The sequence below is a fragment of the Halomonas sp. DP5Y7-2 genome, from assembly GCF_019802025.1.
Classification (GTDB): Bacteria; Pseudomonadota; Gammaproteobacteria; order Pseudomonadales; family Halomonadaceae; genus Halomonas; species Halomonas litopenaei_A.
Genome location: NZ_JAHVHY010000005.1, coordinates 354,542 through 373,972 on the forward strand (window position 1 = coordinate 354,542; position 19,431 = coordinate 373,972).

A 19,431-nucleotide genomic window follows, 5' to 3' on the forward strand; every position below is an offset into this window, starting at 1 on the left:
TCACGCATGTCGGTCTGCGCCCTATCTGGCCATCGACCCTTTTACTTCTCGCCCTTTCGAACACTACCGCTAGATCGCGCCTTCTGTTCTGGAAAGCAAGAACGCTTGCGAGGAAGAAACATGCCCCGCAGATATTTTTCCTATATCTGACGTATTACCTCGCTACGCGCACTGATCCGCATTTCCACTGCAAAAAGGGTGACGTAACCGGCCATGAATTTATAGAGTTGCCAAGCATAAGCCACCCAAGAGTGAAAAACAGCGCAGCAAATACTGATGACAAAGTTATTTAATCGCTCCCGGACGATTAAGGGGACTCGTAACATTTGTCGACCAGATCCTGCGTCACTCTCAGTGGCTACTGCACCAAGCATGCACCTCAGTCACCTTCACCAACGCAGGCAGTGTATGACGTCTATTACCAGCATCAAAAATGACATCGCGGAACACGTTATGTGGAACCTCGATCTACAGCACGACTGCATCCGCATCACCAATGATGATGAAATCGATGTTTACCTGGCCCATCATGGCCATCAAATCATTATCGAGAGCTTGCTGTTCGAAAGCGATGCCGTTATTGATTCAGCATCTCTGAACGATCATATACTGCGAACCCATCAACTACTCCCTCTCTCTTCTGTAGGCATCAAGAACATTGGAGGAGTGGATTATTACATTGCGTTCGGCGCGCTCTCCTCAACATCGTCATCACAAGACATTATTCATGAAATTGATGTATTGATGAGCAATATCCCGAAGTTTGTCAGTGCCTATAGTGATCATATTCGCGTCGGAGAGCCCGCATGAGCAACTGGAAAAAACTCTTTACCGCTTTACGTGGTGGTGTCAATGAAGCGACAGAAACTGTCGTCGACAGTCAGGCGATTCGGATTCTCGATCAGGAAATACGAGATGCAAAAATTGGGCTCAGAAAATCTGAACAGGCAATGACCAGCGTCGTCGCCAAGCGCAAGATTGCACAGCAGAAAGCAGCAGACCTCGCTACCTCTATCGAAGAGTACGAACGCTATGCCAAGGAGGCCAATGCCTCTGGCAACCAGAGCCTTGCCCTGGACTGCGCGAGACGGGTCTCCGACATCAGGGACCAGCGAGAACAGGAAGAAGCGCAAGTCACGTTCTTTATCGACTCGGAGCAGAAGCTAAAACAACATCTCTATAAGGCCAAAGAGAATCTTCGCAGCCTTGAGCAACAGGTGGATGTTGTGAAAGCAACGGCCTCCGTGCAGAAAGCCCAGGAGGCCGTATCAAGTCACCGCCTCGGTAGCAACAATCGCATGAAGACGGCTACCGAATCCCTGGTCCGTCTTCAGGAAAAACAGAAGCAGCGACAGGCCGAAATTGAGGCCGCATATGAACTTGGCGCTGAAGAGAACGATCACGATCTTGAAATCAAACTACGAGAGGCGGGCATCAAGAAAGGGGGAGGTTCAGCAGAGGACGAACTGGCGAGAATACTGAAGGGATAGTGCGTTGATTCAGGGAATGACGCTATTCACACGAGCAAGAGAATGGATGCTTATCCTCGCCAGGCTAATTCGTTGGAAGGGGCTTCTGATTGCCAGTGTTGCCTATCTCTGCATCAGCTGGCTGCTGCTGTGGATCTGCCAGGAACCACAGCTGACCAAGCCCGATACCTTTTTCTATTGGCTCATGGTGACGGCATCTACCGTGGGGTATGGGGACTACTCTCCTGAGACCGCCGCTGGCAGATGGGTCGTGACGCTATTCATCATCCCCATTGGCCTTATGGGGTTCGGCGTACTTCTGGGTCGAATCATCGGTGGCCTGGTGGCTCACTGGAGAAGGAGCATCATGGGTCTGCGTCCTATCAAGACAGAAAATCACATCCTGGTCATGGGCTGGAATCAGGAGAGAACAGAAAGTCTTCTCAAGTTGCTGATTAGAGAGCGTCCACACCAGGAAGACCATGCTGATATCGTCCTGTGCGTCAAGGAGGAGATAGAGAACCCACTACCCGATCACGTTCATCTCGTCCGGGTAAGCAGTTTCAGTCATCACGAGGATATGGCGAGAGCCTCCGCAAAGGATGCGGCGTGTATCATCATCGATGGACACGATGATGATGCCACCTCCGCAGCTGCCCTCTATATCACCAGCATCAACCCAGATGCCCATGTGATTGCACACTTTAACAACAAGGTGATGGGAAAGCTGATGAAAAGCCACTTCCCTCGCCTAGAGACCATGCCCTCTGTCGTCACGGAGATGTTCGCCAAGTCAGCGGTAGACCCTGGGTCCAGCCGGCTAATTTATGAGCTATTGAATGTCGATCAGGGTATGACTCAGTACTCATGCATCTATGATCAAGATATCGCTATACCGGTACACACGGCCTTTCGTTGGCTGAAACAAGTCCATGACGCGACGTTGATTGCCATCGAAGGAGACGATGGGGATATTCATATCAATCCCTCCTTCGACAATAAGGTGCTGAAGGGCAATCGCATCTATTACATCGCAGATGAGCGGATTTCCGGCGTTGATTGGAGCATCGCGCATGATTAGCAAACTCTTTAAGAGAAGAGGAGATTCGACCAAGCCCCACCCCCATGAAATCATGGGGATCTATATGGGTTCCTCCCTCCACTTTGATGCCACCTTCTTTCGTGTGATCGAGCCATCTCTTATCGTCGAGGGCATGTCGCCCACTCAGATAGTCGAGGCCACCGGCAAGGTGCCACTGGACGAATCATCAGCACTGTACCGCTTCTATACCGACGACGATGGTTTTCTCGAAGTGCTGGGAGACCTAAGCGCCAACACCAACAGTCATAGTGCGGCACTCAGGCTTTGGTATTTCTATCAGACGATGGCTATTGCTAACGACGATGAGTGGAACCAGCTACTCGACCATAACATCAGCCGCACTGAAGCAGAGCTTGACGGGTACCGTTTTGACCCCTCCTGGGCAGGTACAAGCGGCATTAGTCCCCCCGTCGCCATGACAGAGGAGACCTATCACAAGAGCGGCAGCACCACCCGCACAGACCAGTTTGCCATGATGTACGAACGAGAGGCCACGGCAGGACGCCAGGAATACCTCTTGAAAATAGCCGAGGAAAAGGTAGTGGATGGACAGCTATCGCGATGCTTCGTCATTGCAACGGGCTTTGACCTTACCGCTGCCCACTTACAGATCAACTAACAGGACGTAACATGAACAGTTTGACGGCAATCCTTCAGTTCGCCTTGTACTTTTCCGCATCACTTATCTTTCTGGTCGGCTTCAAGTATGCCTATACCTACATCACTCCTCACGATGAATGGAAGCTCGTGAAGGATAATAAAAACGCGGCTGCCGCTCTTGGCCTTGTCGGCGCCATTATTGGCTTTGCCATTGCCCTGGGTGGTGCTGCAGCCAATTCCATTTCACTGGTGGATTTTCTCTGCTGGGCAATTATTGCGCTCGTTGCTCAGGTGATCGCCTTTACGCTTCTTCGCGTCCTGTTTATGCCCAAGATCGTTCAGCGAATCATCGAAAACGAGGTTTCTGCTGGCATCGTGCTCTGCGGCGTGTCCATATCGGTCGGCATCGTCAATGCAGCCTGCATGACCTACTAGGAGACCAGCGACATGAAGCGATCACTACGTATTAATCTTGAGCGCATGAGGAAGACAGGCGCCACCCTCCCGCCAAAGCTTACGCTTGCAGCAGCAATCTCTATCACCATGAGCGGCTGTAGCGGTTCTCGTGAATCCGCCTTCTATCAGGATGTTGCAAGCTGCATCAAGCACAATCCCGCTCATGCAGCCCAATGCTCGTCAGCGTATGAGGACGCACTGGATGAAGTCAGTCGCAGTGGTCCTCGGTATCGTCAGATGGCCGACTGCACTGCCGAATTTGGCGTCAATCAGTGTATAGCATCGGATTCTACCCCCCCTTACTACATGCCCAGGGTGGGTGGCTTTCTTTTGCAGGACCCTGACGACGATGACCACTACAACAGTTACTACCATCCTTCTACCGCGGTGCTGGTCTCCCACTCGACAACGTCACCCCTCTACGGACGCTACACCACCGTCGATGGTAGCGACCTGGGACGGCCTAGCGGCGGGCGCTTCAGCACTCCCAAGTCGGTGTTCTCTTCCAAGCCTGCCGTGACGCGCACTATATCACGCGGCGGCTTTGGCTCGTCCGTTGTCGCCAAATCACGCTCAAGCTCTAGTTCTAGCTGGAGCTTTGGCAGCTAGCCCTGGTAGAGCTTATGTATGGGGTATAGGTGTCGGCCAAGGCTTCGCGCTGCTGGCGCCACCGTCCTCGAACATCACCACGAATGAAGAGATCAAGCATGTTCCGGGTCAGCATAGAGGAGCGCCCACGTTGGCGGGCGCGCGCACGGGAGTTCGGCTTCGAATTTCACACCATCGATGGTGCTTCCTACTGGGACGAGACAGCCTACTACCAGTTCAGCCTTGACCAGATCGAGTCTGATATCGAAGCTCCTACCGAGGAGCTTCACCAGATGTGTTTGGAAGCAGTTGACCGAGTCATCGACAGCGAACGCTGGCTCGATGTATTCAGGATTCCCACATACGCCAGGGACTGGATCAGAGCATCATGGACGCAACGGGACAAGAGCCTCTACTCCAGGTTGGATCTCTGCTACGACGGCATCAACCCGGCCAAACTGTATGAGAACAACGCCGACACCCCCACCAGCCTATACGAGACAGGCTTTTGGCAGTGGCTATGGCTCGAAGACCAGGTCATCAATGGACACCTCTCTCGCCAGGTCGATCAGTTCAACTCCGTTCAGGAGAAACTCGTCAACCGGTTCCGGGAACTCTCTTCCGAGCGCCCTGGGGAGGCGCTTCATGTGAGCTGCTGCCGGGACAGCAAGGAAGACCGAGGCACGGTTCAGTATTTGCAGGATTGTGCCGAAGAGGCCGGTATTCGTACTCAATTTGTCTACGTCGACGATATCGGTCTTGGTGAAGAGGGAGACTTCACTGACAGCAAGAGTCAGTGCATTCGCTGGATGTTCAAGTTGTATCCCTGGGAATTCATGTTGCGAGAAGACTATGGCGCTCATCTTCCCCAGGGCAGGACCCAGTGGCTGGAGCCTCCCTGGAAGGCCATTCTCTCGAACAAGGCCCTGCTGCCGATGTTATGGAAACTCTTTCCTGGCCATCCCAATCTGTTGCCCGCCTACTTCGAGGGCGACAGCAACGCCAAGGCGCTGGGAAGGTTTGCCCGCAAACCTCTCTTTTCCAGAGAAGGAGCCAACATTCAGATCTACGTCGACGGTCAAGTGCTGGACCAGACCGAGGGGCCCTATGACGATGAGGGCTTTATCTACCAGCAGTATTGCCCTCTTCCCCGCTTTGGAGACAACCATGTTCTGGTGGGCTCCTGGCTGATCGATGACCAGCCTGCTGGGCTCTCCATTCGGGAAGACGACACGGCTATCACCCAGGATACGTCAAGGTACCTGCCCCATGTCATCACCCCCTGATGCGACCGGTCCTGGCTCTTTCTGTACCCATCAGGGAGTCACGCTTTAACACGTCATGACGAGACATCAGTGCTGTACGTGGCAGGGTACTCAGCAGTCATCAGGATAGAGAGATATCGCTCCAGGGTCCTGAGTCCCCCCTGGAGCCGCCTGCAACTGCCTTCTACAACCACCCCAGGGTCTGCATGGCCTGACTGGCGGGCTCAAGTCCGTAGCGGACGCACAAAAATCCGCCGAGACTAAGCGCCAGGGTATAGGGGGCGGCCATCCACACCATCCGTCGGTACGATAGGCGCACCAGCGGCGCCACCGTGGACGTGAGCAGGAAGAGGAATGCGGCCTGCCCGTTGGGCATGGCCACCGAGGGTAGGTTGGTGCCTGTGGCGACGGCGACCGACAGCAGATCAAACTGTTCAGCGCTGATCAGTGCCTGCTGGAACGCGGCCCGAATCTCGCTGATGTAGACCGTGCCAACGAACACGTTATCCGACACCATCGACAGCAGTCCGTTGCTGAGATAGACCCATCCCAACTGCTCTCCCCCGGTGTGGGCGAGTACCATGTCGATGACCGGCGCAAACAGGTGCTGCTCGACGATCACCGCGACAATGGTAAAAAACACCACCAGCAGGGCAGTGAACGGCAGCGCCTCTTCAAAGGCATGCCCCAGGGCATGCTCCTCGGTAATACCCAACAGCGAGCTTGCCAGTACGATCACGGCCAGCCCGATCAAGCCCACCGACGCCTGATGCTGTGCCAGCGCCACCATCAACCAGGTGAGCACCCCCAGCTGGACCCATAGCCGGGCGCGTTCACTCACACTTCGCTCGGCCCTGTCTTGCCGGTCATGTGCGATCAGGATCTGCCGAACCGAATCAGGCAGTCGCTGACCATAGCCACACAGATGACGACTCTCCACCAACAGGCAGGTACCCAGCCCAGCCGCCAACACCGGGATGGTGACCGGCGCCAGTCTCAAGAAGAACTCGCCGAAGCCCCAGCCCGCCTGGTCCGCAATGATCAGGTTCTGGGGCTCCCCCACCATGGTCATGACGCCACCCAGGGCGGTACCCATGGAGGCGTGCAGCAGCAGGGAACGCAAGAATCGACGGTACTCCTGCAGCTCAGTGCGGCTGATATCGGACAGCCGTGTATCGTCAGCGTGATCGTGACTGTCGTGCTGGCCGCGGGCCGATGCGACGCGATGATAGATGGCATAGAAACCAACGGATACGCTGATGACCACCGCCATGACGGTCAGCGCATCGAGAAACGCCGACAACGCCGCCGTCGTCAGGCAAAAGCACAGCGACAGTACACGCTTGGAGGGAATACCGACCAGAAGCCGGGTGAATAGCTTCAGCAGCAGCGGCTTCATGAAGGTGATACCCGCGACCATGAAGACCAACAGCAGCACTACATCGAGATTGGCCGAGACCTCATCCATCACGTGGTGCGCATCGGTCATGCCCATGCCGACGGCCTCCAGGGCCAGCAGCCCACCAGGCTGCAGCGGATAGCACTTGAGCGCCATGGTCAGGGTAAAGATGAATTCCGCCAGCAATAGCCAGCCAGCCACGAAGCCACCCAGCAAGAAGAACACGAGCGGGTTGATCACCAGGCAGGCGAGAAGCGAGAGCTTGTACCAGTCAGGGGAAGTCCCCAGGAAATGTCGAAATAGTGCCTGCGGTAAGGTCGTCACCATCTGCCGTCTCCTCGTCACACTCACCAGACAGGAGTATGCAAGTAGGCAGCGGCGAGAACTGCGCGTCTGGATCAAGACTTCAGCCTGAACCAAAGGGGTAGCGACTTGTCAGCGCTTAGCCATCGGGATAGCGTGAGATCAGACCCCGCCAATGAGGAATGGAATGTGAAATGGGCCCGCAGCAGCCGCGACAAGATGCACCACCACGCCGATGACGTTGGCAACCTGCTTGTGGAAGGTTTCCACTACCTGGGGCTGTTCGTGATTGGTGGAATGATCGCCTGGGCCTCGGTGGGGACGTTCATCGCCATGATCAGCTCTGGGCACGCAAGCGTAGACGACATCCTGCTGCTGTTTATCTACCTTGAGCTAGGCGCCATGGTCGGCATCTACTTCAAGACCAACCACCTGCCGATTCGCTTTCTGCTCTACGTCGCCATTACTGCCCTGACCCGCTACCTGATAGGGGACATTTCCCACCATCCCAAGCCGGATATCAGCCTGCTCTATCTGTGCGGGGGCATCTTCCTGCTGGCATTGGCGGTGCTGGCCGTGCGCTATGCCTCGTACACCTTCCCCTCGAGTCGCCCTATTGATGCGCTGGGCAAGGAAGTGGACAGCCGCAAGTCGGAGTGAGCGCCCTCCGTCACGCCGTTGACTGCGAACCTACCCTTTGCACCTGAACATCGGCCCATGAATATCGGCCCCTAAGCATCAGCCCATGAAAAGAAAAAAGACGCCGGAAGCCACTGACGGGCTCCGGCGTCTTTTGGAGATGCAGGGATCTTATCATCCCTTGGCGGCCATCCTCACGAGCGGTCGGTGGATTGCGTCACCACCTCCCACTGGGGCTGCCCCTGTTCCAGCAACACCCGGTCACCATCCGGCGCGCTCTCCAGGCGAGCAACCTGGCGTACACCGTCATACTCCCAGGCCACGTCATAGCCCAACGTCTTCTCGCTGGTATCGTTGACCGTGTGGCAGCGCTGCTCGGTAGTGGTCACCGTCTGCCCGGACTCGATGTGCCGCTGAACCTCTCGGCCAGCAAAGCCTCCGCCGATGGCGCCGGCCACCGTGGCGATCTTGCGCCCGCTACCGCCACCAATCTGGTTACCGACCAGGCCGCCTACGACGGCACCCGCGGCACTGCCCAGGATACTGTGAGGGTCACGGGTGGGTGCCTGACGCGACACCTGCACATTTTCGCAGACCTGGCGCGGTGTGCTGACGGTCTCGGTGACCGGCGTCACCGCGGTAATGTTGGCGAATTGAGGCCCCTGGGGCGCCTGCTGGACCTGCCAGGCACCAAAGGCCAAGCCACCGAGACCGAAGACCGCTAGGGTGGAACCGACAATGATCGACTTGCTCATGCTGTTCTCCTTGCTCCTTCACGGGCACTTGTCCCCCGTGATGGGCGTCTTGGCGTAGGTTGATGACACCATCCTAGCCATTATCGAACAGCGTTCGAAGCCTTCTCGGTCAACTTGCAAGGTTTTTGTCGTACTGTCGTCCCGACGCGACAAGGGTGGCCCCCATTGGCGACGCCGAGACGACAGCCCTAGAGGACGCCGACCTAGGCTTTGTCCGAAAAGTCGACGAGCGAAGGTTAGACAAGGCAAAAATCGGTGAGAAAGCGCAGTTTACGAGGTGTAAATGAGCATTTTAAGGCGATTTTTAACGCCGTATCACCAAGCGCAGGCACTTTTCGTACAAGCCCTATAGTCCCAGCTTGTCCCGGGTCTCGTAGTACCAGGCGCCGATAGCGGACAGTGGCACGCGCAGCATGCGTCCACCGGGAAACGGCAAATGAGGGAGACCGGCGAAGGCATCAAAGCGCTCATCGCGACCGGTCATCACCTCACTGATCAGCCGGCCCGCCAGATGGGTGCAGGTAACCCCGTGTCCTGAATAGCCCTGGGCGTAGTAGACATTGTCATTGATGACACCGAACTGCGGCAGTCGGTTCAACGTCATCAGGAAGGTCCCGCTCCAGGCAAAGTCCACCTTGGTTGACTTGAGCTGCGGAAAGGTCTTTTCCATTTTCGGACGAATCACAGCCTCGATGTCAGCGGGGTCCTCGCCGCCATAGTTGACGCCGCCACCGTAGATCAATCGGTTGTCGCGGGTCAGCCGGAAATAGTCCAGCAGGTAGTTGCAGTCTTCCACCGCCATGTTGTTCGGCAGCAGCGAGCGGGCCAGGTCATCGCTCAACGGCTCGGTGGTGATGATCTGAGTACCGCAGGGCATGGACTTGGCCTCGAGCTCGGGCATGACGCCGCTCATGTAGGCGTTGCCCGCCATCACTACCCTGTCAGCGTGGACTCGCCCATGGCGGGTCTTGAGCTGTACCGGCTGACCATGCACCAGAGCTTCCACCGGGCTCTGCTCGTAGATCACGCCACCCAAAGACTCAAGCGCCGCCGCTTGCCCCAGCACCAGATTCAAAGGATGCAGGTGACCGCCGGAATGATCGACCAGCGCCCCGCTGTAGCGGTCGCTGCCGACTTCACGGCGATAGCTATCGCCTTCCAGCAACTCCAGCTGATGGTGGCCGTAACGCTCCCACAAGGCCTTGTGTTCACGCAGCCCCTTGAGCTGCTTGTCGTTGCAGGCCGCAAACAGGTTGCCCTCACGCAGGTCGCAATCGATGCCGTACTGGGCAATACGCTCACGAATGATGCGATTGCCTTCAAAGGCCATGTCTCCCAATGCCCGAGCCGTATCAGCCCCGTACTTGTCCTCGATGACATCCATGTCACGGCTATAGCTGTTGACGATCTGACCACCATTGCGACCAGAGGCACCATAACCGACACGTGCGGCTTCGAGTACGATGACCTTCAGCCCCTTCTCGGCCAGATGCAGGGCGGCGGAGATACCGGTGAATCCGGCACCTACCACACAGACATCACAACTCACGTCATCTGCCAACGCCGGACGCTGGGGACTCTCATTGGCCGAAGCGGCATACCAGGAGGCCGCGTGATGAACGCTGTTGGCTGATGCCGCCGCAGAGGACGTAGAAGCTGACCTGGCCATAAAAACCTCTCACATGGTTATTTTATTCAACATATGATCGCATTCTACGCGGTTAAAAGCGTCAAAACCAACCCCGGCGACATCAAATAATCACCACTCAAAGCTTCCTATATGCATCGAGCCAGGCAATCGCCTGGCTCGATGTCAACGCCGACACGCCATCATCTACTTACACCCGAAGCAGTAGATGCTCACGCTCCCAGGAGGAGATCACCTGGAAGTACTCTCGGTGCTCGGCACGCTTGACCGCCAGATAGCTGTTGGTGAATCGCTCCCCCAGAATACCCGCCAGGGCCTCACAGCCATGCAGCAGGTCCAGCGCGGGGCCGATGTCGTCGGGCAGCTTGTTACCGCCCGACCAGGCAGACCCGACCATGGGCGGACGCGGTTCTACCTGGCCCAGCATCCCCAGGTAGCCGCAGGCCAGAGAGGCCGCCATCACCAGGTAGGGGTTGGCGTCGGCTCCCGCCAACCGGTTCTCGACCCGGGTCGCCTCCGGCCCTGACACAGGGACACGCAGGCCTACCGTGCGATTATCCATGCCCCACTCGACGTTGATGGGCGCCGAACCAGAGGTCTCGGTGCGCAGCAGACGCCGGTAGGAATTGACGTTGGGCGCCAGCAGCGGCATGGCGGCGGGCAGATAACGCTGCAGCCCACCGATGAAATGGTGAAACAGGCGACTGGGCTGACCGTCGTCACCGGCAAACAGGTTTCGACCCGTTGCGGGGTCGACCAGGCTCTGATGGATATGCATGGAGCTGCCGGGCTCGTTGGCCATCGGCTTGGCCATGAAGGTGCCATACATGCCATGACGCAGCGCCGTCTCACGCAGTACGCGCTTGAACATCACGACCTGATCCGCCAGCACCAGCGGATCACCGTGCTGGAAGTTGACCTCCATCTGCCCGGCGCCTTCCTCATGGATCAGGGTATCCAGATCCAGATCCATCGCCTCGCAGTAGTCGTACATTTCCTCAAACAGAGGATCGAACTCGTTGACCGCATCGATGGAGAAGCTCTGTCGACTGCTCTCCTGTCGACCGGTGCGCCCTACCGGGGGCTCGAGGGGGTAGTCCGAGTCGGTATTGGTCTTGACCAGGAAGAACTCGACCTCCGGGGCCACGACGGGCGTCCAGCCTCGCGCTTGATAGAGCTCCAGCACGCGCTTGAGAACGTAGCGAGGCGCCAGCTCCACCGGCTCACCGGTAAGATAGTGACAGTCGTGAATGATCTGGGCGGTGGGATCGTCAGCCCAGGGGACCAGAAACACCGCATTGGGGTCAGGGACCAGCTCCATGTCCCGCTCGGCAGGATTCCAGAAGCGGATATCCTCGTCGTCCGGGTAGCCACCGGTCACGGTCTGAATGAAGATCGAGTCCGGCAAGCGCGGCCGACCACCGTTCAGGTACTTGCCCGCGGGCATGATCTTGCCCTTGAGGATGCCGGTGAGATCGGTGACCAGGCACTCGACCTCGGTAATACCATATTGTTTGAACCAGTCGCTAAGCGCTGGGCTTTCCTGGCGGTTACTCATGAGAGTGTTCCGTTGCGTAAGTGTCTCACTCGGTGGCCGAGCCCCGTCCCGGGGCCCGTGGCCGGGCCGACGCCGCGAGGCGCTGAACGCCTCGCGGCAGTGGCATCACCGAGCCTTTACCTCGGACCACAGCTGCTGGAAGGTCTGCAGCTGTTGGCCTGACAGGCTGGGGGTGAAGCGAAGGCGTTCCATATCGTCTTCGGTCGGCTGGGTCGGCGGCTGCGTCAGCACCTCATCGAGGTAAGGCCGCGCGGCCTCGTTGGGGCTTGCGTAATAGTTGTAATTGGACAGCTGAGCGCCAATTTCGGCGTCCAGAATGAAGTCGATGAACTTGTGCGCGAGTTCCGGGTTGGGGGCATCCACGGGAATGACCATGGAGTCCACCCACATCTCGGCGCCCTCGTCGGGAATGATGAAGGCAAGATGCTCGAAGGTTTCCGGGTCTTCATCCTTGAAGTACAGATAGTCGCCATTGAAGGACATGCCGACGTGGGTAACGCCCCGCGCCAGCTGCTGCAGCGTCGGCGTGCCATCGGTAAAACCGGAGAAGTTATCGCGGTTCTTGGTTTCGATCAGCAGTCTCGCGGCCTGCTTCAAATCATCCAGACTGCTGCACTGGAAGTTGCCTACCAGATAGGCGCAGGCGCTGCCGGTGGCCACCTGGCCGTCCTGGATCATCGAGAACGGATAGTCGCCATTGACCTCCGGATCAAACAGCAATGACCAGCTCTTCGGCGCCTCAGGGAAGGTCTCGGTGTTATACACGATACCGGTGGTGCCCCACTGATACGCCGCCGAGTACTCAGCACCCGGGTCGAAGCTGGGGTCCTTGAACTGGTCCATCAGGTTATCGAAATTCGGGATCAGTGCACGGTCAAGCTTCTGCACCAGGCCCGTCTCGATCATCCGCGGAATGTAGTAGTTCGACGGCACCACAATGTCGTACTGGGACGTGCCGCCAGCATTGAGCTTGGCGATCATTTCAGGGTTCGAGTTGAAGTAGTTGGTCACGACCTCAACGTCGTACCTCTCCTCAAACGCCTCGATGATCTCGGGGTCCATGTACTCGGTCCAATTGAACAGGTACAGCTTGCCCTCTTCGGCCTGAGCGGCTCCCGTGAACAGGACGCTGGCCAAGGTGATGCCGGCGGCGATGCGGTTGCGATAGAGCATGGTGTGGGTCTCCCTGGTGCCCTGGGTCATGGAACAGGTATCGGTTATCGGTCCTTCACGCCTTGCGCCGATTGATGGCAAGGCTGGCGACAGCAGCCAGCGCCACGGCAGCGATCATCAAGGTGGCAATGGCGTTGATCTCTGGTGAGACCCCCTTCTTGATGGCCCCCCAGATATAGATCGGCAAGGTGGCGCTTTCCGGTCCCGAGGTGAAGAAGCTGATGACGAAATCATCCACCGACAGGGTAAAGGAAAGGAAGAAGGCAGATATCAACGCCGGTTTGATGGTCGGCAGCATGAAGTGCACCACCCGCTTGATCGGGGTCGCGTACAAGTCCTTGGCTGCCTCAAACAGGGTGGGGTCGAGCCCCACGAAACGGGAGTAGACAATCAGCGCCACAAACGGAATCTGAAAGGTCACGTGAGCGATGATCATCGTCCCGAGTCCAGGCTTGAACCAGCCGGTCAACTCGTGGAGCTTGACGAAAAAGGCCATCTCGGAGATGCCGAAGACGATATCCGGCAACACGATCGGCAGATAGATCAGCACGATCAACCAGCCCAGCTTGCGATGCCGGTGGCGATACATGCCGTACCCGATCAGACAGCCGATCGCCAGGGCGATCAGTGACGATGCCAGCGCCAGCACCAGGGTATTGCCGAAGGCACTCATGATCTGGTCATTGGCAAACAGCTGGTGATACCAGCGCAGGGAGAAGCCGGTCATGCTGGCGGCGCTATTGGCGGCGTTGAAGGAAAACATCACCACCACAGCCAGCGGCAGGTACAGGAAGACCAGGGTCAACCACCAGAAGCCCGTCAGTCCACGCTTGAGGGTGCGCTTTCTCATATCACCACCTCCTCTCCACCGCCCAGGCGTTTGCCAATACGCCGCATGGCATAAAGCCCAGCAAAGGTTGCCAGCAGCATCAAGATGGCGCCGGCGGCGCCGAGCGGCCAGTTGGAGCCACCCGAGAACTGGTTGGCGACCAGGTTGCCCAGCATCAACGCCTTGCCACCGCCCAGCAGCTCAGGGATCACATACATGCCAAAGGCCGGGATGGCCACCAGCACCACGCCCGCCAGCAGTCCCGGCAAGGTCTGCGGAAACACCGCGTGCCAGAAGGCCTTGATGGGCGTGGCGTAGAGATCCTGGGCCGCCTCGACCTGCGCCGTATCCAGTTTTTCAAAGGCGGCGTACAGCGGCAGCACCATAAACGGCAGGAAGTTGTAGACCAGGCCCAGGGTGACGGCGAAGTTCGACGGATACAGGCCCATGTTCGGGGCAATCAGTCCCAACGTTTCGGCGGCAGCCGACAGCGGCGTCCCCGGTGCCAGCAGATTCATCCAGCCAAAGGTGCGGATGACCTGATTGGTCCAGGACGGCACGACCACCAGCAGCAGCATGATCGGCCGCCAGCGAGCTCGACAGGTGGTGATGTAGTAGGCGATCGGATAGGCCACGACGACCACCAACCCTGTCGCCACCACGGTCTGCCACAGCGACCTCAACAGCGTATAGAGGTTGCCCGGGCTCCAGCCCAGAAAGCCGAATCCCGCCAGCTGGCGAAAGGACTCCAGCGACAATGGCATCTCGGGCAGTCCATAGGGCCCGTTGGTCATGAAGGCCACGCCCATCAGATAGGCACTGGGCAGCACCAGAAAAAGGATGATCCATGCAGCACCGGGACTGACGGTAAACAGCAGATGCCTAGTCTCGGTCACCATGGCTCGGCTACGGCCGAGCACAGCAGTATCGTTCATGCTCGGTCCCCTATGCAGCAACGGTCACAAGATCTTCAGCGGCCACCACCAGGGTCACCTCGTCATCCACCTCGGGCAGCCGGTGTCCACGGTTGTTGATCGTGGCCTGGATCGTGGCCGCGCCGACCGCCAGGCGAAACTCGGCGTGACTGCCCCGATACAGGCGTTCCACCACCCTGCCATGCAGGTGATTGGCGCCCTGCTGCGTTCCCGGCAGCACGTCCAGGGTTTCAGGGCGAATCAACAGCAGCTCATCGCTGCCCGCCGTGCCCGGTTCGAGCACCAGTTCGCCCAGCTCGGTGGTCACCCGATCCCCCTGCCGGCGGCTGATGGGATAGAGGTTGTCATGTCCCATAAAGCGCGCCACAAACGCATTGACGGGCCGTTCGTAGACATCACGTGGAGGCCCCACCTGCTGGATCGTGCCTCCGTTGAGCACGGCGATACGATCGGACATGACCATTGCCTCGTCCTGATCGTGGGTCACGAACACAAAGGTCATGCCCAGCCGCTTCTGGACCCTCAGTAATTCCACCTGCAGCTGGCTGCGCAAGCCCGCATCAAGCGCCGACAGAGGCTCATCCAACAGCAGTACATCCGGCTCGCACACCAGCGCTCGAGCCAGGGCAATGCGCTGACGCTGGCCGCCCGACAGCTGATCGATACGCCGGTCGATGAGATCCCCCAGCTGGATAAACTGCGCAATACGCGCCACCCGCTCTTCCCGCTGCTGACGATCGACACCCCGCATCTTGAGGCCAAAGGCCAGGTTCTCGCGCACGGAAAGGTGCGGAAACAGGGCATAGGACTGGAACACCGTATTGACGCTGCGCTGGTGGGGCGGCACGTCGGTGACATCACGCTGACCGATGGTCAGACGTCCATCATCGGCTTCTTCCAGGCCCGCGAGGATCCGCAGCAGGGTTGTCTTGCCACAGCCAGACGGCCCCAGCAGGGTAAAGAACTCTCCCGCCTGAATAGTGAGATCAACGCCATCAAGGGCCACGGTGCTGTTGCCGAAGCGCTTGTGCAGTCCCTGCATATGGATCGACGAGGCGCTGCGCTCTGGTCCGCCGTCTGCGGGCCGGTCGTGCTCTGAAGGACCATGCTCTGACAGCTCGTGCTGTGACGAACCGTGCGGTTGTGCAACATGCTCAGCCTCGCCGGAGTCCGCGGGCGTAGCGCTGGAATCACCGGCATGCTGGGTCGCACGCTGAGCGGAAGGTATCTCGGTCATAGGGGGGATCCTCGTCATGGTCGGCACATCAGTGAAACGCTGCGGTCGTTGAAGCGTGACCGTGCGTTGCTACAGCCGATCGCGAAGCTTGTAGAAATGTGTGGCGAGCAACAACAGCGGCGTCCTCAAAAGACGACCGCCAGGGAAGCGGCGATGGGGCATGGCAGCAAAGACATCGAAGCGCTCGCTCTGGCCGGCAATCGTTTCCGCCATCAGCTTGCCAGCGAGGCCGGCCATGGCCATGCCATGTCCAGAGTATCCTTGCGCGTAGTAGACGTTGGCCGCTACACGCCCGAAGTCCGGCGCCCGGTTGAAGGTGATGGCGACGTCGCCACCCCAACGGTAGTCGATCTGAACATCGTTGAGCACGGGAAACAGACGCCGAATCTTGCCATCAATGCGCGCCTCGAGCCCACGTGGAGGGCGCCCATCGTAGCTGACCTCGCCGCCATAGATCAGGCGACGGTCCGCCGACAGCCGATAGTAATCCAGCACAAAGTTGGCATCGGACAGCGCATCGTTACGGGGCAGCACCAACGCGGCCTGCTCTTCACTCATGGGCGCGGTGGCAATCATGTAGTTGGCGCAGCGCATGACCCGCCCGCTCAGGCGGGGCAGCAATGCGTCGCCGTAGGCATTGGTCGCGACCACCACGCTGTCGGCGGTGACCTGCCCCTGTGGCGTGAGCACCCGCGCTGGGGTGCCCTGCTCGATCGACGAGACCGGACTGAAACCGTGGAAGACGGCCCCGGCCTGCTGCGCTGCACGGGCGAGACCCAAGGTGTAGTTGAGGGGATGGAGATGGCCCGCTTCCGACTCCCACAGGGCGGCCGGATAGGCGTCGGTCACCACATGCTCCTTGAGTGCGGCACCCTCGCGCCATTCAAGCGCACGGTAATCGTACTTCCGTGCCATGGTGTCCTGGTGCTCGCGCAGCTCGCGAACGTGGCGCGGTTTCACCGCTGCATGCAGGTAACCCCAGGCAAGCTCGCAAGGAATGTCATGCTGCTTAATGAGGTCAGCGGTCAGACGAACCGCCTCGCGACTCATCTCCCAGATATCCCGTGCAGCCGATAGCCCAAGGGCTTGCTCCACGGTACTCATGTCGGTGCCAAGCCCCGGCAGGATTTGCCCGCCACTGCGACCAGAGGCGCCGTAGCCGACCTCCTGAGCGTCCAGGACCACCACCTTGTAGCCACGCTCGGCCAGATGAAGTGCTGTCGAGCAGCCGGTAATACCCCCACCGACCACACAGACGTCCGCATGCACCTGGCCTTCTAGTGCCGGTGTCGGCGCCAGCTCCACCTTGATGGAGTCACGGTACCAGGAGGCCGCCGCGGACGAGGAAGAATCTGTCATGGGAGAATCCGTGTTGGTTGCGTAAACGCTTGTTGTTATCGAATCTCACACCTTTTTAGCAAGGTGATGACGACAGTGTGCCATTTTTTCGCCACCTGGCGTCAAGTATCCAATAACACAAACCTACTAACCCTAAGGTCAGTAATTCCTAACGCATGGCCATCCTGATGGCCTTGACGAACATGTCTCCAGCTACGACACCTAGACTTTGCGCTTCTGGCTTCATATCGTCCCGGACGACCAAAAGACATCGTTAACGCGTCGGTCATACTGTTATGCAGCTGGCAGAACTTAGCACCATCAAGGTAAAAAAACTCGACACCTGGTCCAGGCCCAATACGCTCACATCGCCGTCATCAACGATGAGCGACGAAGCAGACTAGCAGAAATACGCGAGCACACAACGCACGCCATCATCAGGGCTCTCGCGCTGATTGGGCTTCGTGTCCCAACGCCTCCAGAAAGACTTCCAGCACGCGATGCGGACGCCGATCACGGCGAGTGATGGCGACGAACGGCGTCTCGTACGCGGCCTGCGCCGGGCAAAGCTCACGCAGCCGCCCCTGGGCCACCCAGATCTGGGCATGGTGATCTGGCAAGTATCCCAGGTAGGCCCCGGTGAGGATCAGAAAGGCCGCACCCTCGCGATCGGATGCGGTGGCACTGGCCTTGAGCCCCTGATGGCGCTCGCGACCGTCATCCGGGAGTGGGTAGGAAGGCACCACCGCGTCCCAGTCGGTGAGTGCGTCCAGTGCCACGTCTTTTGCGTCGAACAAGGGGTGCCCTCGACCGCAGTAGAGCCCGGAACGCTCGCTGTAGAGCGCATGACTGTCGAGACTGGTGGGAAGATTGACCGCCGGAACCACCCCCACATGCAGGCGGCCATCCAGCACTCCCCTGGCAATCTCTCCCGGGGGATCCATATGCATATTGATGCGCACATCGGGGCCCTGGGCCTTGAGGCTGGCCAGGGCATGGGTGATGCGCATCTCAGGCGAGCTGACCAGCGTGTCCGTAATGCCGATATTCAGCTCACCACGAAGGCTGTGATGCAGCGCATTCACCTCGGTGCGAAAGGCTTCGAGCCCCGACAGCAGACGTCGAGCCCCTTCCAGAACCTCGCGCCCCTCCTCGGTCAGCGCAAAGCCGCCTCGCCCCCGGCGACAGAGTTTGAGCCCAAGACGCTTTTCCAGATCCCCCATGTGCAGACTGATGGCCGACCGACTGATGCCAAGCTCGCTCTCGGCAGCGGAAAAGCCGCCGCACTCGGCCACTGCCTTGAACACCCGCAGCAGGCGGATATCAAAATCCGTGACTGGCCGCTGTCGGCTCACGGCGTCTGCTCTTGCGGCTGAGACTCGGTGGGACGCTGGCGGCACTCAGGACAGTGAGGGTCGCGGCTCAGCCGGTAATGACGCCACTCACCGGACAGGCCATCAAAGGTAGCAAGTCCCTGGTGCGACTGCCCCGCTCCCGCCAGCAGCTTGACCGCCTCAAGGGCCTGAAAACAGCCGATCACCCCTACCAGGGGGGAAATCACGCCACTCTCGGCGCAGGATAGTGCCTCATCCTGCTGGTCGTCCTGGGGGTAGAGGCAGGCGTAGCAGGGACTCTGCTCCTGGCGCGGATCAAATACCGCCAGCTGGCCAGAGAACCGAATCGCCGCCCCGGACACCAGCGGGACGCCGGCCGCCACGCTGGCGGCATTGACCGCATAGCGACTGCTGAAACGATCGGTGCAGTCCACGATGACGTCGACCTTGCTGGCCAGGGCAGCGAGGGCGGCGGTATCGAGATGCTGCTCGACGATATGCACCTGACAGCCCTCGTTGAGCGCCGTGGCAGCCTCTGCGGCAGAGCTCGCCTTGTTGCGTCCCAGGTCTGCCTGACGATGGGCGATCTGGCGCTGCAGATTGGACAGCTCGACACTATCGGCATCGGCGATGGTCAGCTCGCCGACCCCGGCCGCGGCCAGGTACAGCGCCACCGGAGACCCCAGCCCTCCCGCCCCGACGACCAAGGCATGGCTGCCGAGCAGGCGCTCCTGCCCTTCGATATCGACCTGAGGCAGCATGATCTGGCGGCTGTAACGCAGCAGTTGCTGATCATTCATGGC

The 19,431-nt window shown here is 58.9% G+C and carries 19 protein-coding genes; 8 read left to right on the forward strand and 11 right to left on the reverse strand.

All coding sequences use genetic code 11. The features are described from left to right. The first annotated feature begins 408 nt into the window (after positions 1-408). The 7 genes from KUW18_RS11410 (at position 409) to KUW18_RS11440 (ending at position 5,501) form a co-directional block, all read left to right on the forward strand. The gene (locus KUW18_RS11410; protein WP_222561441.1) at positions 409-810 is read left to right on the forward strand and encodes a DUF2170 family protein; all 402 of its coding nucleotides are present in this window, start codon (positions 409-411) and stop codon (positions 808-810) included. Further along, positions 807-1,490, forward strand: coding sequence for a PspA/IM30 family protein (locus tag KUW18_RS11415; protein ID WP_222561442.1), 684 nt, complete (start codon positions 807-809; stop codon positions 1,488-1,490). Before KUW18_RS11410 ends, KUW18_RS11415 begins: the two co-directional genes overlap by 4 nt. A 46-nt stretch (positions 1,491-1,536) precedes the next feature. After that, positions 1,537-2,550 (forward strand): potassium channel protein, encoded by a 1,014-nt coding sequence (locus tag KUW18_RS11420; RefSeq protein ID WP_222561443.1) that lies wholly within the window; start codon positions 1,537-1,539, stop codon positions 2,548-2,550. Further along, complete coding sequence (locus KUW18_RS11425) at positions 2,543-3,190, forward strand: YjfK family protein (protein ID WP_222238669.1); 648 nt, start codon at positions 2,543-2,545, stop codon at positions 3,188-3,190. Before KUW18_RS11420 ends, KUW18_RS11425 begins: the two co-directional genes overlap by 8 nt. Before the next feature lie 11 nt (positions 3,191-3,201). Further along, positions 3,202-3,606, forward strand: coding sequence for a DUF350 domain-containing protein (locus KUW18_RS11430; RefSeq protein ID WP_222561444.1), 405 nt, complete (start codon positions 3,202-3,204; stop codon positions 3,604-3,606). Between the two features lie 108 nt (positions 3,607-3,714). Continuing rightward, positions 3,715-4,236 carry a DUF1190 domain-containing protein gene (locus KUW18_RS11435; RefSeq protein WP_206943379.1) on the forward strand — a complete coding sequence of 174 codons (522 nt, stop codon included), beginning with the start codon at positions 3,715-3,717 and terminating at the stop codon, positions 4,234-4,236. A 98-nt stretch (positions 4,237-4,334) separates the two neighbouring features. After that, positions 4,335-5,501 carry a glutathionylspermidine synthase family protein gene (locus KUW18_RS11440; RefSeq protein ID WP_222238672.1) on the forward strand — a complete coding sequence of 389 codons (1,167 nt, stop codon included), beginning with the start codon at positions 4,335-4,337 and terminating at the stop codon, positions 5,499-5,501. Between the two features lie 163 nt (positions 5,502-5,664). Here the strand turns inward: KUW18_RS11440 and nhaB are convergent, their stop codons facing one another. After that, on the reverse strand, positions 5,665-7,206 hold the full coding sequence (gene nhaB, locus KUW18_RS11445; protein WP_222561445.1) for a sodium/proton antiporter NhaB: 1,542 nt from the start codon (positions 7,204-7,206) through the stop codon (positions 5,665-5,667). 165 nt (positions 7,207-7,371) lie between these two features. Here nhaB and KUW18_RS11450 point away from each other — a divergent pair, with 165 nt between their 5' ends. Beyond that, positions 7,372-7,842: a phosphate-starvation-inducible protein PsiE gene (locus KUW18_RS11450; protein WP_222238674.1), complete on the forward strand. Its 471-nt coding sequence runs from the start codon at positions 7,372-7,374 to the stop codon at positions 7,840-7,842. A 173-nt stretch (positions 7,843-8,015) separates the two neighbouring features. Here the strand turns inward: KUW18_RS11450 and KUW18_RS11455 are convergent, their stop codons facing one another. From KUW18_RS11455 to KUW18_RS11500, 10 genes are all read right to left on the reverse strand, one after another. Continuing rightward, a complete protein-coding gene (locus KUW18_RS11455) occupies positions 8,016-8,576 on the reverse strand; it encodes a glycine zipper 2TM domain-containing protein (RefSeq protein WP_206943382.1) in 561 nt (186 codons plus the stop codon). Between the two features lie 346 nt (positions 8,577-8,922). Continuing rightward, on the reverse strand, positions 8,923-10,245 hold the full coding sequence (locus KUW18_RS11460) for an NAD(P)/FAD-dependent oxidoreductase (protein WP_206943383.1): 1,323 nt from the start codon (positions 10,243-10,245) through the stop codon (positions 8,923-8,925). Between the two features lie 169 nt (positions 10,246-10,414). Then, positions 10,415-11,782: a glutamine synthetase family protein gene (locus KUW18_RS11465; RefSeq protein ID WP_206943384.1), complete on the reverse strand. Its 1,368-nt coding sequence runs from the start codon at positions 11,780-11,782 to the stop codon at positions 10,415-10,417. A gap of 105 nt (positions 11,783-11,887) precedes the next feature. Then, positions 11,888-12,955, reverse strand: a complete 1,068-nt coding sequence (locus tag KUW18_RS11470; protein ID WP_206943385.1) for a PotD/PotF family extracellular solute-binding protein — start codon at positions 12,953-12,955, stop codon at positions 11,888-11,890. A 55-nt stretch (positions 12,956-13,010) separates the two neighbouring features. Further along, positions 13,011-13,805, reverse strand: coding sequence for an ABC transporter permease (locus KUW18_RS11475; protein ID WP_206943386.1), 795 nt, complete (start codon positions 13,803-13,805; stop codon positions 13,011-13,013). Beyond that, positions 13,802-14,719, reverse strand: coding sequence for an ABC transporter permease (locus KUW18_RS11480; RefSeq protein WP_206943388.1), 918 nt, complete (start codon positions 14,717-14,719; stop codon positions 13,802-13,804). The genes KUW18_RS11475 and KUW18_RS11480 overlap by 4 nt, the downstream gene beginning before the upstream one ends. Before the next feature lie 10 nt (positions 14,720-14,729). Further along, complete coding sequence (locus KUW18_RS11485) at positions 14,730-15,956, reverse strand: ABC transporter ATP-binding protein (RefSeq protein WP_222238678.1); 1,227 nt, start codon at positions 15,954-15,956, stop codon at positions 14,730-14,732. 69 nt (positions 15,957-16,025) lie between these two features. Further along, positions 16,026-17,315: an NAD(P)/FAD-dependent oxidoreductase gene (locus KUW18_RS11490; protein ID WP_222561446.1), complete on the reverse strand. Its 1,290-nt coding sequence runs from the start codon at positions 17,313-17,315 to the stop codon at positions 16,026-16,028. 416 nt (positions 17,316-17,731) lie between these two features. Then, positions 17,732-18,649, reverse strand: a complete 918-nt coding sequence (locus tag KUW18_RS11495; protein ID WP_315900663.1) for a LysR family transcriptional regulator — start codon at positions 18,647-18,649, stop codon at positions 17,732-17,734. Then, the gene (locus KUW18_RS11500) at positions 18,646-19,428 is read right to left on the reverse strand and encodes a HesA/MoeB/ThiF family protein (RefSeq protein WP_222561448.1); all 783 of its coding nucleotides are present in this window, start codon (positions 19,426-19,428) and stop codon (positions 18,646-18,648) included. The genes KUW18_RS11495 and KUW18_RS11500 overlap by 4 nt, the downstream gene beginning before the upstream one ends. Positions 19,429-19,431 lie beyond the last annotated feature (3 nt).

Bases quoted from the DNA above. Each gene is read 5' to 3' on its own strand.
- KUW18_RS11465 (WP_206943384.1), bottom strand. From the start codon at position 11,782: ATGAGTAACCGCCAGGAAAGCCCAGCGCTTAGCGACTGGTTCAAACAA.
- KUW18_RS11420 (WP_222561443.1), top strand. From the start codon at position 1,537: ATGCTTATCCTCGCCAGGCTAATTCGTTGGAAGGGGCTTCTGATTGCC.
- KUW18_RS11440 (WP_222238672.1), top strand. From the start codon at position 4,335: ATGTTCCGGGTCAGCATAGAGGAGCGCCCACGTTGGCGGGCGCGCGCA.
- KUW18_RS11455 (WP_206943382.1), bottom strand. From the start codon at position 8,576: ATGAGCAAGTCGATCATTGTCGGTTCCACCCTAGCGGTCTTCGGTCTC.
- KUW18_RS11470 (WP_206943385.1), bottom strand. From the start codon at position 12,955: ATGCTCTATCGCAACCGCATCGCCGCCGGCATCACCTTGGCCAGCGTC.
- KUW18_RS11475 (WP_206943386.1), bottom strand. From the start codon at position 13,805: ATGAGAAAGCGCACCCTCAAGCGTGGACTGACGGGCTTCTGGTGGTTG.
- KUW18_RS11435 (WP_206943379.1), top strand. From the start codon at position 3,715: ATGAGCGGCTGTAGCGGTTCTCGTGAATCCGCCTTCTATCAGGATGTT.
- KUW18_RS11490 (WP_222561446.1), bottom strand. From the start codon at position 17,315: ATGACAGATTCTTCCTCGTCCGCGGCGGCCTCCTGGTACCGTGACTCC.
- KUW18_RS11485 (WP_222238678.1), bottom strand. From the start codon at position 15,956: ATGACCGAGATACCTTCCGCTCAGCGTGCGACCCAGCATGCCGGTGAT.
- KUW18_RS11425 (WP_222238669.1), top strand. From the start codon at position 2,543: ATGATTAGCAAACTCTTTAAGAGAAGAGGAGATTCGACCAAGCCCCAC.
- KUW18_RS11415 (WP_222561442.1), top strand. From the start codon at position 807: ATGAGCAACTGGAAAAAACTCTTTACCGCTTTACGTGGTGGTGTCAAT.
- KUW18_RS11460 (WP_206943383.1), bottom strand. From the start codon at position 10,245: ATGGCCAGGTCAGCTTCTACGTCCTCTGCGGCGGCATCAGCCAACAGC.
- KUW18_RS11410 (WP_222561441.1), top strand. From the start codon at position 409: ATGACGTCTATTACCAGCATCAAAAATGACATCGCGGAACACGTTATG.
- KUW18_RS11480 (WP_206943388.1), bottom strand. From the start codon at position 14,719: ATGAACGATACTGCTGTGCTCGGCCGTAGCCGAGCCATGGTGACCGAG.
- KUW18_RS11430 (WP_222561444.1), top strand. From the start codon at position 3,202: ATGAACAGTTTGACGGCAATCCTTCAGTTCGCCTTGTACTTTTCCGCA.
- nhaB (WP_222561445.1), bottom strand. From the start codon at position 7,206: ATGGTGACGACCTTACCGCAGGCACTATTTCGACATTTCCTGGGGACT.
- KUW18_RS11500 (WP_222561448.1), bottom strand. From the start codon at position 19,428: ATGAATGATCAGCAACTGCTGCGTTACAGCCGCCAGATCATGCTGCCT.